Annotated in this window: 12 protein-coding genes; 6 read left to right on the top strand and 6 right to left on the bottom strand. The window is 72.0% G+C overall.

All coding sequences use genetic code 11. The features are described from left to right. Positions 1–144: 144 nt before the first annotated feature. From STRTU_RS04920 to STRTU_RS04900, 5 genes are all read left to right on the top strand, one after another. On the top strand, positions 145–636 hold the full coding sequence (locus STRTU_RS04920; protein WP_159742410.1) for a helix-turn-helix domain-containing protein: 492 nt from the start codon (positions 145–147) through the stop codon (positions 634–636). A gap of 4 nt (positions 637–640) precedes the next feature. Next, positions 641–1,327 (top strand): hypothetical protein, encoded by a 687-nt coding sequence (locus tag STRTU_RS04915; RefSeq protein ID WP_167539112.1) that lies wholly within the window; start codon positions 641–643, stop codon positions 1,325–1,327. Continuing rightward, a complete protein-coding gene (locus STRTU_RS04910; RefSeq protein ID WP_159742409.1) occupies positions 1,320–2,540 on the top strand; it encodes an MAB_1171c family putative transporter in 1,221 nt (406 codons plus the stop codon). The genes STRTU_RS04915 and STRTU_RS04910 overlap by 8 nt, the downstream gene beginning before the upstream one ends. Positions 2,541–2,691: 151 nt before the next feature. Continuing rightward, complete coding sequence (locus STRTU_RS04905) at positions 2,692–3,930, top strand: cytochrome P450 family protein (protein WP_159742408.1); 1,239 nt, start codon at positions 2,692–2,694, stop codon at positions 3,928–3,930. A 209-nt stretch (positions 3,931–4,139) separates the two neighbouring features. Next, the gene (locus tag STRTU_RS04900; protein ID WP_167539111.1) at positions 4,140–5,297 is read left to right on the top strand and encodes a D-alanyl-D-alanine carboxypeptidase family protein; all 1,158 of its coding nucleotides are present in this window, start codon (positions 4,140–4,142) and stop codon (positions 5,295–5,297) included. Positions 5,298–5,419: 122 nt separating this feature from the next. On the opposite strand, the gene STRTU_RS04895 is transcribed toward STRTU_RS04900, so the two are convergent. The 6 genes from STRTU_RS04895 to STRTU_RS04870 all read right to left on the bottom strand — a co-directional run bounded on the left by STRTU_RS04895 (position 5,420) and on the right by STRTU_RS04870 (position 9,917). Next, positions 5,420–6,061: a DUF309 domain-containing protein gene (locus tag STRTU_RS04895; RefSeq protein WP_159746695.1), complete on the bottom strand. Its 642-nt coding sequence runs from the start codon at positions 6,059–6,061 to the stop codon at positions 5,420–5,422. A 158-nt stretch (positions 6,062–6,219) separates the two neighbouring features. Beyond that, a complete protein-coding gene (locus STRTU_RS04890) occupies positions 6,220–6,552 on the bottom strand; it encodes a DUF427 domain-containing protein (RefSeq protein ID WP_159742407.1) in 333 nt (110 codons plus the stop codon). A 58-nt stretch (positions 6,553–6,610) separates the two neighbouring features. Beyond that, entirely contained in the window at positions 6,611–7,081 is a 471-nt protein-coding gene (locus STRTU_RS04885; protein WP_159742406.1) for a thioesterase family protein, read from the bottom strand. Continuing rightward, on the bottom strand, positions 7,078–8,049 hold the full coding sequence (locus tag STRTU_RS04880) for a 3-hydroxyacyl-CoA dehydrogenase NAD-binding domain-containing protein (RefSeq protein ID WP_159742405.1): 972 nt from the start codon (positions 8,047–8,049) through the stop codon (positions 7,078–7,080). The genes STRTU_RS04885 and STRTU_RS04880 overlap by 4 nt, the downstream gene beginning before the upstream one ends. A 68-nt stretch (positions 8,050–8,117) precedes the next feature. Beyond that, complete coding sequence (locus tag STRTU_RS04875) at positions 8,118–9,005, bottom strand: beta-keto acid cleavage family enzyme (RefSeq protein WP_272591786.1); 888 nt, start codon at positions 9,003–9,005, stop codon at positions 8,118–8,120. Positions 9,006–9,047: 42 nt separating this feature from the next. Then, a complete protein-coding gene (locus STRTU_RS04870; RefSeq protein ID WP_159742404.1) occupies positions 9,048–9,917 on the bottom strand; it encodes a TetR/AcrR family transcriptional regulator in 870 nt (289 codons plus the stop codon). 206 nt (positions 9,918–10,123) lie between these two features. Between STRTU_RS04870 and STRTU_RS04865 the strand changes: the two genes are divergently transcribed. Further along, positions 10,124–12,187, top strand: a complete 2,064-nt coding sequence (locus STRTU_RS04865) for a SpoIIE family protein phosphatase (protein ID WP_159742403.1) — start codon at positions 10,124–10,126, stop codon at positions 12,185–12,187. Positions 12,188–12,193: the final 6 nt, after the last annotated feature.

The following is a 12,193-nucleotide window of genomic DNA, read 5'->3' as shown; positions in this document are numbered from 1 at the left end:
GGTCCACACTCAACTCCCGGTTAAGTCCCCCGATCCCTACTGTCCGTAAGTGCACTGGTGCACCGCGTTCCTGGCGTGACAGGATGAGGGTGAGGTGACGGAGCCTTAACTGTTCGTTGGGCTCAAGCGACGGGGGATGTGGACATGGGTGCGGGGGGAGACAGCCGGTCCAACGGGGCGGGCGGCAGTGTGCTCGCGGAGCGGCTCAACCATCTCTTCGCCAATATGCATCCGCCGGGGGCCCCGTACACCAACGCTTTTGTGGCCGAGGAGATCAGCGGGGGAGCGGAGGAGTACGGCGGGGTCAAGGTCACCGAGCAGTATCTGTCGATGCTGCGCAACGGAAGGCGGGCGAATCCGAGCCCGGAGCTGCTGCGCGCGCTGGCCAAGTTCTTTGCCGTACCGGTGGGTTATCTGCTGGGGGACCTCTCGCAGCCGCAGGCGGCGCGGGTGGAGGAAGAGGTCCGTTTCCTGGCCGCGATGCGGGACCAGCGGGTGCGCGCGATCGCGCTGCGCTCCGTCGGGCTGCCGCCGGAGGTGCAGGACAGTCTGACGACGATCATCTCCCAGTTCCGGCAGCAGATGAATCTGCCGGCCGATCCGCCGGAGCAGGGCGGTGACCGACGCGGTGAGTGAACCGATGCGTACCGCTGAGCGCGGCCAGATCTTCTCTTCCTGGCAGCGGGTCGGAGACGAGGACGGGACGAGCATGCGAGTGGGGCAGATACGCAGGCGGTGCAAGCGGCTCATCAAGGAGCTGGCGCTGCCGGCCACAACCGATCTGCGCGGAATGTGCGACATCGTCGCCGCGCGGGTGGCGCGGCCCGTCCATCTGGTGCCGATGAGCCTGGGCGGAGTGGTCTCGGGGATGACGGCCGTCACCGATGACGGCTACTGGGTCTTCTACGAGCTCAAGACCTCACCGTGGCACCAGGCGCATATCGTGCTGCACGAACTGAGCCATCTCCTGCTGGGGCACGGCCAGGATCCGGCGGTCACGGAGGACGCGCTGAAGCTGTGGACGCCGTCCGTCGATGTCGCCACCGCCATGCGGCGGATGGGCCTGACCATGGGCTTCGCCCGGCACCACGGCTATGACAACCTCGCCGAGCGGGAGACCGAAGTGCTCGGCACCCTGCTGATGGAGCGGGTTGCCCCGTCCGCGGCCGAACGCGCCCTCCCTCTGGAGGGGCGGGCGGCCGAGCTGGCGGCGGCGCTCGGGCCGGCGCTGCAGCACGTCCGGCGCGGGCAGGAGACCCCGGCCGGGGGCGAGGGGGCCGACGGCGCCGCGGCGGGCGAGGCGCGGGACGGGGGACCGGGTGTTTGACGTCATCTATCTGTCCTTTGGCGTCGCCGCCTGGGCGATCGTCGGGTACAAGTCCGTCGCGTGGTTCCGCGACCGCAGCAACGCGGATCTGGGGCTGGCCTGTGTGATGACCGGCGGGGTGGCGACGGTCTTCCTCTTCTCCGCGCCCAGCCTCTACCGCGCCTTCGACCGGCTGGCCGGGGTGGCCAACCTCGCCATGGTCTTCCTCTACTCGTCCGTCGTGGTGTTCGCCGCGGGCGCGCTGGTGCTGTTGCTGCGCTGGACGGCGGGCGAGGGCGCGCAGGCACGGGCGCGGGCCCGGACCAGGGCGCGGGTCGCCGTCGGCATCGTGGCCGCGCTCTGGGCCGTGGCGATCACCGGCTTCGCGGTTGGCCGGCCGGACGCCGTCGAGCACCCCCGCGACTTCAGCACCGCCTACACCGACTCCCCGGGAGTCATGCTGTTCCTGGTGCTGTATTTGGCCATTTTCGGACTGAGTTCGGCGGCCCTGGGGACGCTCTGCCCCCGCTACGCCGCACAACTCGGCGGCACGCATCTGGCACGCGGTCTGCGGGTGCTGGCCGCGGGCTGCTGGCTCGGCCTGGTCTACTGCGCCTGCAAGGTCATCGGCTTCGTCCTGTCCTGGACGGGCCACCCGGCGCTGTGGCTCTCCAACGGGGTGGCCCCGCTGAGCGCCTCGGTCGCCGCGCTGATGGTCCTCGCCGGATTCGCGCTGCCCGCGGCCGGCCCCCGGGTCGCCGCCTGGCGCCGGCTGCGCCGCCTCTCCCCGCTCTGGCGGACCGTCACCGCACAGTCCCCCGAGGTCACCATGGGCTCCCCGGCGTGGTCCGTACGGTGGCCGTTCGCCGACCTGGAGTGGCGGGCCAACCGGCAGATGGCCGAGATCCGGGACGTACAGCGCGGCATCCGACGCCATGTGGAGTCCGACGCCGTCGACATCGCCCGCGAACGGGCCCGCGCGGTCGCCCTCGATGACCGGCAGCTGGCGGCCGTGGCGGAGGCCGCCGCGCTGCGCCGCGGCCTGGAGAACCGCGCGGTGGGCCATGTGCCCGACCACGGCGCCGACAGCGTGGTGGTGGCCAACGGCACCGGCCCGGCCGAACTCAGCGCGGAGTACGAGCACTTGGCGCTGGTCGCGGATGTCTACCACTCGCCGCTGATCGAGACCGTGCTCACCGAACTGCGCCAGCGGAGTTCGGTGGCACACGGCTGAGGAGCACCACAGACGGGGTGGCCCGGTACGGGGGTCCGGGCCGCCCGTACCACCCGGGCGGCACCGGCCCATGAGACCGGTGCCGCCCTCGGAGCGCTACCAGGTGGCGTGTGGCGGGCGGCAGTTGGGTGACACCGCCTAGGGTCGGGCCATGCAGAACACCGCCGAGACCGGCCCCGACGCCCCCATCGATATGACGCCCCTCCTCGACGATCCGTACGCCGCCTATGCCGCGTTGCGTGACGCCGGGCCGGTGCACCGGATCACCGGTGCCGACGGGCAGCCCGCCTGGCTGGTGACGCGCTACGACGACGTCCGCCGCGCCTTCGCCGACCCCCGGCTCTCCCTGGACAAGCGGCATGCCGCGCCGGGCGGTTACCGCGGCTTCGCGCTGCCGCCCGCGCTGGACGCGAATCTGCTGAACATGGACCCGCCGGACCACACCCGGGTGCGCCGGCTGGTGGCCAAGGCATTCACCACTGGCCGGGTCGAGGCGCTGCGCGCGCCCGTACGCCGGACCGCCGACGAGCTGCTGAGCGCCATGGCGGAGCGCGGCCAGGCGGATCTGATCGGCGATTACGCGGGACCGCTGTCGATCGCCGTGATCTGCGATCTGCTGGGCATCCCGCACCGTGACCGTCCCGATTTCCTGGCCTGGTCGGATGCCCTCATCACCCCGGACCCGAGTCGGCCGGAGCTGATGAAGGAGGCGATCGGGGCGATGCTGACGTTCTACACCGGCCTGATCGCGGCCAAGCGCGCGGAACCGGGCGACGACCTGCTCTCGGACCTGATCGCGGTGCGCGACGAGGCGGGCCCCGGCGAGGGGGCCCCCGGCGAGGAAGGCGACCGTCTCACCGAGGACGAACTGACCTCGCTCGCCTTCCTCATCCTCTTCGCCGGATACGAGAGCACGGCCCACCTCATCGGAAATGCGGCGCTCGCGCTGCTCGACCACCCTGACCAGCTCCGCCAGTTGGCGCGTAATCCGGCCGAACTTCCAACGGCCGTGGAGGAGTTCCTCCGCTTCGACAACCCGTATCCGGTGGCGATCCGTCGCTTCCCCACGGAGGACATGGAGATCGGCGGCGTACGGATCCCGGCCGGGGACAGCGTGCTGTTGTCGATCGCTTCCGCGAACCGCGACCCGGCGCGCTTCCCTGACCCGGACACCTTGGACCGCGGCCGGGACCTCTCCGGGCACCTCGGGATGGGGCACGGCATCCATCACTGCCTCGCCGCCCCGCTGGCCCGGCTGGAGGCCGTCACCGCGCTCGACGCGCTCCTCGGCCGCTTCCCGGAGCTGCGACTGGCCGTCCCGCGTGGTGATTTGCGGCATCGTCGGGCGCTGCGGGCGCGTGGCCTGATTTCGCTGCCCGTCACCTGGTAATCGGCAAACGAACAGGTTTTTGAGGCATAACCGTTCGCTCATGCGGTAGAAAGGTTCCTGAGACCCGCCCGGTGTGCATCCCCCGTCGCACCGGGCGGGTCCTTCTTTGCACCGGTTGCGATTGCGACACGCCCAGCGGTACGGCGTGGTCATGGGCCGTCTGGCGCAACCGTGCTGCGGACCGCGGCACCACTCCATAGCGTGACCGCATGGCAATTGACGCGTGTGTGTCCAGTAAGGCCGGTGCGGTGGCGCTGCTCGCCGTCGCCGGGGTGTCGCTGACGTCCATACCGGCCGCGGCCAACGGGGCGACGGCCCGTCAGCCCGCCGCCGAGGTGCAGGCACCCGCCGCCCCCGGTACGGCCAGGCTGCCCAGTGGCCTGACCGCGCTTTCCTGGATGGTGGCCGACGCGGACACCGGCAGCGTGCTCGCCACGAAGAGCCCGCACCGCAAGCTCGCCCCGGCCAGCACCCTCAAGACGCTGTTCGCGGTCACCGTCCTGCCGAAGTTCCCGGCCGGGACGGTACGCCGGGTCAGCTCCGCCGACCTCGCGGGTGTCGGGGCCGGCAGCAGTGTCGTCGGTGTCCGGCAGGGCAGTCGCTACACCGTCGGCGACCTGTGGCGCGGCGTCTTCCTCCGCTCCGGCAACGACGCGGTGCATGTGCTGGCCGCGATGAACGGCGGCTGGCGGACCACGGCGCAGGAGATGCAGGAGACCGCCCGGAAGCTCGGCGCGCACGACACCACCGTCAAGTCCCCGGATGGCTATGACGCGCCCGGCCAGGTGTCCTCCGCCCACGACCTGACCGTCTTCGCCCGCGCCGGTCTCGCCAACGAGGACTTCGCCCGCTACTGCGCCACCCCGCGCGCCACGTTCCCCGGTACGGGGGGCGCCACGCAGATCGAGAACACCAACCGCCTGCTGGTGGGCTCGCACGGGATGACCCGCTACCCCGGCCTCATCGGCGTCAAGAACGGCTACACCACCAAGGCCGGCAACACCCTGATCGCCGCCGCGCGCCGGAACGGCCGCACCCTCCTGGTCACCGTCCTCAACCCCCAGTCGAAGCAGTACAACGGCGTCTACAAGGAGGCCGCTGCCCTGCTGGACTGGGGCTTCCACACCGCCGGCACGGCCCAGCCGGTGGGCACCCTGCACGCCGTACGCGCCGCCGACGACGGGGGCCCGCTCCGCCCGGTGGCCGCCGAGATCCCCGCAGCCGACGCCCGCGCCGACTCCTCCTGGCGCAGCGTCCTCGTCCTCGGAGCGGGCGGCGCCGGTATCGCCGCCTTCGGGCTGGGCGCCCTGCTCGCCCGGCGGCGGCAGGCACGCGACGGCGGCGGACGGCGGGGAGGGGCTGCGTAGGACCTGGGCCGCGGCCCTGGGTGCGTACGACGGTGGCGACGGCTCCGCGTGTCCTCGCGGAGCCCGGCGTCCCGGGGCCGGGGCTCGGGCCGGGCCGGTCCGGCGGTCGCCCCGGGGCGGTCTCAGACCCCGTCTTCGGTGGGGCGCTTTTCGGTCATCTCTCCCGGCGTCCGCAGCCGGGGCGCGGACTCCGCCGCGTCCACGGTCCCGGGGCGGGTCAGACGGCCGGTCAGTTCCCGGGCCCAGGCAATGAGTCCGGCGAAATCGATCCCGTAGGGGGCGGTGTCCGTATACGGCGCGAGGGCCGCCGCGCCCCGGTCGAGCAGGGCCGTCCCGCCCGTGGCGTTGCCTCGCGCCGCATGGGTGAGACCCACCGCGAGCTGGGCGAGTCCCCGCCACAGCTCGCGCTCCGCCTCCGGCGCCGCCTTCCAGGCGTCCTCCAGTACCTCGTGGGCATGGAACGGCATCCCGTCGTCGAGCAGCCGCTGTGCCTCGGTCAGCGACTGCGTGGGCGTCCGGGGCACCCCCTCGGGCTGCCGGGCCACGCCCGGGGAGCCGTACGGCAGCGGCCGGCCGAGCCCGTCACGCGGGCGGGCGTTACGGGCCCGCCCCTCCTCGTCACGGTCGCGCCGGCGGGGGCGGGCGGGGGCGGGAGCGCCACGGTCGCTGCTGTCGCTGTCGCTGCCGCTGCTGCTGTCGCCGTCGCAGTCCGCCGCCCCGGCGCCGCAGTGCTCGCAGACCGCACCGCCGGGCCGTTCCCTGATCCGGCCGCAGGCGTCACACACCTGGTCCAGCCAGCAGGCCGGATCGCCGCCCTCGTCGTCCGCCCGGTGCGGGACGGACGGGCGGGGCGGGACGGGCCGGTCGTGGGGGCTGTCCATAGTGCGGAATCCTTCCTCGTCCCGTCGGCTGGGCGCGCGCCTCAAGCCAACTCGACCTCGTAGAAGCAGAAATGGTCCTTGATCCGGGCGACCTCGGGGTGTGGCTCGGGGTAGGCCCAGACGATGTCCTCCGGGCCGCCGGGGAGCGACCAGTACGAGGCGGTGCCCTTGAAGGGGCAGAAGGTGTGTGTCCCGGACGGGGTGAGCAGCTCGGTGCGTACGTCCTCGGGAGGGAGGTAGTAGCGCACCGGATAGCCGGTCTCGGAGAGCAGCAGCGGGCGCCGGCTCTCGGCGATCAGCTGTCCGCCGATCTCGACGCGGACATGGTCGGTGCCTTCTTCGACGTCGATGCGGTGGCCTCGGGTGGTGCTCATGATCATGTCCCTTCGGTGGGCGGGGCCCCTCCCCGTCCAGCATCGCACCTCGCCGCCCTCACACCTCGCGGATACCGCGCCCCGCCCACTCCGGCGCCGGAGCGACGAGCCGGGTGAGGCGCTCGCGGGCCGTTGTGGGCAGGGGCGTGGAGCGACCGGTGGCCTGGTCGATGTGCAGGGTGAAGAGTTCCTCTGTGGCCACCGGATCGCCGGAGGGGTCCCCGGCGAACATCTCGTGGAGGATGCGGAGTTTCTTGCCGTCCACGCCCAACACGGTGGTGCGGACGGTGAGTTGGCTGTCGCCGGCGACCTCGTGGAGATAGCGGACATGGGCCTCGACCGTGTAGAGGGAACATCCGGTGCGCTCGCGGTAGGCGGCGTCGAGGCCGGCGGTGTCCATCAGGGCGTCGGTCGCGAAGCCGAAGATCAGGACGTAGTACGCCTCGCTGAGGTGGCCGTTGTAGTCGATCCACTCGTCCCGGACGGTTTGGCGGAGGAGGAGCGGGCCGCCCGTGATGTCGTCGGTCATCGGCGGGTCCTCCCCAGGCGTCCGGTGGCGCGGAGGACGTCGATGACGCCCTGGTCGCGGGCGGCCACCAGATCCGCGTACGTACGGTCGCCCGCGGCCTCCCGGCAGCCGTCGATCATGGCGTCGCGCAGCGCACGGTCCAGCTCGGGCGCCTCCAGACGGGTCCATGGTGACTTCAGGGACGGGCCGAAGTGGTCGAGCATATGGGCCATACCGCCCTCGCCGCCGGCCAGTGCGAAGGTCAGGCATGGGCCCATGAACGCCCAGCGCAGGCCGGGCCCTTCGGTGATGGAGGCATCGATGTCCTCGACCGTTGCCTCGCCGTTGGCGACCATGTGCAGCGCCTCGCGCCAGAGCGCCTCCTGGAGGCGGTTGGCGATGAAGCCGGGCAGTTCGCGGTCCATGGTGATCACGGACTTGCCCGCCACCTCATAGAAGCGCGAGGACCAGGCGACGGCCTCAGGGTCCGTCCGTTCACCGCCGACGACCTCCACCAGCGGGATGAGATACGGCGGGTTGAAGGGGTGGCCGACGACGAGGCGGACGGCGTTCTCGGCCCCCTCCTGCATATCGGTCATCGGGTAGCCCGAGGTGGAGGAGGCGATGACCACGCCCGGCCGGGTCGCGGCGGCGAGCTCGGCGAGCAGGGAGCGCTTCAACTCCAGCTTCTCGGGGGCGCTTTCCTGGACGAAGTCGGCGTCGGCGACCGCCTCGGCGAGGGTGGGGGCGATCGTCAGGCGGTCCGGTGCGGCGCCGTCGGCCAGACCTATCTGTTCCAGCGCGGGCCAGGCGGCGGCCACCAGGCGGCGCAGCCTGTCCTCCGCGTCCGCGGCCGGATCCCAGGCGGTGACGTCGTAGCCACGGGCGAGGAAATGGGCGACCCAGCCGCCGCCGATCACTCCGGCGCCTATACAGGCGACGCGGCGGACGTCCTCGGGGGCGCAGGGGGCAGGGGTGATTTCGGGCATGAGGGGGCGGCTCCTGGTGGAGAAGCGGGAAGGGCGGCGGTGAGTCGGGAAGGACGCGTGGTGAGGCGTCAGGCGCGCGGCTTCAGGCCCAGTCGGGCGCGTGCCCGGTCGGGGCCGGCGACCGTGGCGCCGAGCAACTCGGTGATCTGGACGGCGCGTTCGACGAGCTGCCCGTTCGTGGCCTTGACGCCCTTGCTCAGGTACAGGTTGTCTTCCAGGCCCACCCGTACATGCCCGCCGAGCAGGATCGACTGGGCGACCCACGGCATCTGCATCCGGCCGAGCGCGAAGCTCGCCCACTGGGCGCCCTCGGGCAGCATCCGCACCATCGACTGCAGTACCCCCGGGTCGGCCGGTGCGCCCCACGGGATGCCCATGCACAGCTGGAAGACGGCCGGGTCGTCCAGCAGCCCCTCGGCCAGCAGCTGCTTGGCGAACCACAGCTGACCGGTGTCGAAGATCTCCAACTCGGGCCGTACGCCCAGTTCCTGGATGCGCTTCGCACCGGCGCGCAGCATGTCGGGGGTGGAGACGTAGAGGTTGGAGCCGTCGCCGAAGTTGAGGGAGCCGCAGTCCAGGGTGCAGATGTCGGGCAGCAGTTCCTCGACGTGCGGCAGCCGCTCCAGGCCGCTCACCAGGTCCGTACCGGGCAGCTGCCGGAGCGGCTGGTCGGGGTCGATGACCAGGTCGCCGCCCATACCGGCGGTGAGGTTGATGACGACGTCGGTGCCGGTCTCCTTGATCCGCTCGACCACCTCGGCGTACAGCCGCGGGTCCCGCGACGGATCACCGGTCTCGGGATCACGGACATGGATATGCACCACCGCGGCGCCCGCCTCCGCCGCCTCGACGGCCGAGGCGGCTATCTGCTCGGGTGTCACGGGGACGTGCGGGGAGCGGCGGACGGTGTCACCGGCGCCGGTGAGGGCGCAGGTGATGATGACCTCGTGGTTCACGGGGATCCCTTCGACGGGGCGGGGGCCTGGGGCTCAGTGGCGTCAGTCGGTGGAGGCGGGGGTGAGTTCGCTCGCCACGAAGGCCAGCAGTGCGGTGTGCATGGTGTCGGGGCCGGTGCTGTCCGGGGCGGTGGCCAGCACCTGTGTGGCCAGGCCGTCGATCAGCGCGGTCAGCCGGAGCGCGGTGAACTCGGGATCGACGGCGCGGAAGACGCCCTGCTCGACGCCGCGGCGCAGGACCTCGGCGACGGTGGTGCGCCACTGCCGGTAGTAGTGCTCGTGCAGGCGTCCCACGGCGGTGGAGCGGGCCGCCTGGGCCCACAGATCGAGCCAGACCAGCCACTGGCGGCGCTGCTGCTCGGTACGCGGGGTCTGCAGCGCGATGAGGTGCAGCAGCTCGGCACGGGCGTCGGGCGCCGCGGCCAGGCCCGCGGCGCGGCGCTCGGTGTCCTCGTCCATGCACCAGCGCACCGCTGCTTCCAGCAGCTCGTCGCGGCCGGGGAAGTGGTAGTGCACGGCGGCCGGGCTGGTGCCGCAGGCGGCGGCGATATCGGCGACCCGTACGCCGTGGAAGCCGTGCTCGGCGATCAGCCGGACGGTCTCCCGCACGATCTGCAGCGGCCGGCCGCCCTCGGGTACCGCGGCCGGTTCGCGGCCGGACGGTGCCGCGGGCCGCTCCGGGGCGCCGAGCAGCCAGCCGGTGTCGACCGCGCCGATATCGGCGATCCGCACGATCTCGGCCAGCGTGAAGCGCCGGGTTCCGCCCAGTGACCTGGACAGTTTCGACGGGTCCATCACGATCCGGCGGGCGAATTCGCGCTGGCTGCAACCGAGCCGGCCGATCACCTGCCGGACGCGGTCCGTGACCTCTCCGGCGTCATCGGTGACCCGGCCTCCGGGGGCGTCGTTCATGGTCCGGGACCGTAACAGCGTGTTGAGAACATCGCAATGGTCGGGGGAGGGGGTGAGTGCTCAGAGTCCCGGTACAGCTGCGGTCGACGTGCGATGGTGTGGGGAAGCTGAGAGCAGAGTCAGTAGCGTGACGGGTGCGGCCGCGGCGGGTCCTGCCCAAGGCGCTGGATACGCCGCAATCCGGGTGAATGTGGCAAAGTGACGGCATGGCTGACCGGGGAGCTAAGCGGCCCACCGTGTCGGTGCCGGACGACTGGCCCGCCCACCCGGACCTGACCCTGGCCCTCAACGGCATGGGCGGCTTCGACTGGGACCTCGACAGCGGGCTGATGCATATGGACCTGCCCGCCCTTGAGGTGTTCGACATGCTCCCGGGGGAGTACGACGACCGCCCGGCCACCCTCAACACGCGTGTCCCGGCCCATGAGGCGGCCCGTCTGGACGCCCTGATCGCTCGTGCCCTCAAGGACGGCAGCGACTCCTACGGCGCCTACTTCCGCGTACGGCTGCGCGACGGTGAGCTGCGCTGGGCCCACAGCCAGGGCAGCATCCGCCGGGACGGCGCCGGCCGGCCCCGCCGGATCATCGGGGTGGTCCGCGACGCCAGCCACGAATACACCCACGCGGCGGAGCGTGCCGCCGGAGATGAGGAGCGCCGGCGGCACACCAGCGTCGTCGAGCGCACCACCGCCGCGCTGGCCCACGCCAGGACGGTCGGCGAAGTGATCGCAGTGCTCGCCGATGAGCAGGGGCTGAGCCGGCTCGGCGCGGAGAACGTGATCCTCGGACTCGTCGAGGCGGGACGCATCCGGCTGATCTCCGAGGGCAAGGCGGGCAGCTACGTACCCGACCTCGAATACACCCGGGTGGGCGACGAATTCCCGATGAGCGAGGTCGTCCGCACCCTCACCCCGCGCTATGTCCGCAGCCGCGCGGAGTTCCGGGACCACTACCCCCGGCTGTGGCCGGCCATCGAGCCGCTGAACGTCAACTCCGCCGCCTACCTTCCGCTGATCGCCCAGGGCCGTCCGATCGGGGTGATCGGTCTGTTCTTCGAGCGGGAGAGCGACTTCCGCGACCAGGAACGCAACGTCCTGGTGGCGCTCGGCAGCAGCATCGCGCAGAGTCTGGCCCGCGCCATGCTCTACGACCAGGAGCACGATCTCGCCGCCGGTCTCCAGCAGGCCATGCTGCCGCGCCGGATCCCCGGCATCCCCGGCGCCCAGATCGCCGTCCGCTATCGCTCCGCCCGTATGGGCCGGGACATCGGCGGCGACTGGTACGACGTGATCCCGCTGCCCGACGGCCGGGTCGCCGCCGTCATCGGCGACGTCCAGGGCCATGACACCCAGGCCGCGGCGCTCATGGGCCAGCTGCGGATCGTGCTGCGCGCCTACGCCGCCGAGGGGCACGCACCCGCCACCGTGATGGGCCGCGCCTCCGCCTTCCTCAACGAGCTGGACACCGACCGCTTCGCCACCTGCACCTACGTCGACGCCGACCTGAGCACCGGCTCGGCCCGGATCGTCCGGGCCGGCCATATCGACCCGCTGCTGCGGCACGCCGAGGGCATCTGCCGCCGGCTGCCGGTGGCCGGCGGGCTGCCGCTCGGTATCGCCTCCGAATTCCGGCGGCTCGACTACCCGGTCACCACCATCCAGCTCGCCCCCGGCGACACCCTGCTGCTGTGCACCGACGGCATCGTCGAACAGCCCGGCACCGACCTCGACATCGGGATGCGGGAGCTGGCCCGCCTGGTCCGCGACGGCCCGCAGGACGTCCAGCAACTTGCCGACCGGCTCTGCGAATCGGCGGGCGACCGGACCGGCGAGGACGATATGGCGCTGCTGTTGCTGCGCCGTCTGGGCGCCCCGGAGCACGACATCGTCGGACGGTTCCGGCAGCACATCGCGCCCGCCGACCCCGAGGGCCTCTCCGCCGCCCGGCACATGATCCGGGCCGCGGTACGGGCCTGGGGCGCGGCGGACCGTGCCGAGGAGATCGAGCTGGTCGCCGACGAGCTGATCACCAACGCCCTGCTGCACACCGATGGCGAGGCCGTCGTCAACATCCGTATGCCGCACAGCGTCGGGCGGCTGCTGCGGCTGGAGGTCGAGGACCACTCCAGCAGTCTGCCGCGGCGCCGCGAACCGGGGGAGGCCGGTGTCTCCGGCCGCGGCCTGCTCCTCGTGGACCGCCTCGCGGACGTCTGGGGTGTGGAACCGCGCGGCAGCGGAAAGTGCGTATGGTGCGAGTTCAACTGCTCCTGACCGGAC

Source organism: Streptomyces tubercidicus, assembly GCF_027497495.1.
Lineage (GTDB): Bacteria > Actinomycetota > Actinomycetes > Streptomycetales > Streptomycetaceae > Streptomyces > Streptomyces tubercidicus.
Note: the sequence above shows the minus strand (reverse complement) of the source record. Positions and strands in the feature narration are given on the sequence as shown.

Coding starts and splice junctions, on each gene's coding strand:
- STRTU_RS04920 (WP_159742410.1), top strand. CDS start 145: ATGGGTGCGGGGGGAGACAGCCGGTCCAACGGGGCGGGCGGCAGTGTG.
- STRTU_RS04915 (WP_167539112.1), top strand. CDS start 641: ATGCGTACCGCTGAGCGCGGCCAGATCTTCTCTTCCTGGCAGCGGGTC.
- STRTU_RS04905 (WP_159742408.1), top strand. CDS start 2,692: ATGCAGAACACCGCCGAGACCGGCCCCGACGCCCCCATCGATATGACG.
- STRTU_RS04900 (WP_167539111.1), top strand. CDS start 4,140: ATGGCAATTGACGCGTGTGTGTCCAGTAAGGCCGGTGCGGTGGCGCTG.
- STRTU_RS04890 (WP_159742407.1), bottom strand. CDS start 6,552: ATGAGCACCACCCGAGGCCACCGCATCGACGTCGAAGAAGGCACCGAC.
- STRTU_RS04885 (WP_159742406.1), bottom strand. CDS start 7,081: ATGACCGACGACATCACGGGCGGCCCGCTCCTCCTCCGCCAAACCGTC.
- STRTU_RS04880 (WP_159742405.1), bottom strand. CDS start 8,049: ATGCCCGAAATCACCCCTGCCCCCTGCGCCCCCGAGGACGTCCGCCGC.
- STRTU_RS04870 (WP_159742404.1), bottom strand. CDS start 9,917: ATGAACGACGCCCCCGGAGGCCGGGTCACCGATGACGCCGGAGAGGTC.
- STRTU_RS04865 (WP_159742403.1), top strand. CDS start 10,124: ATGGCTGACCGGGGAGCTAAGCGGCCCACCGTGTCGGTGCCGGACGAC.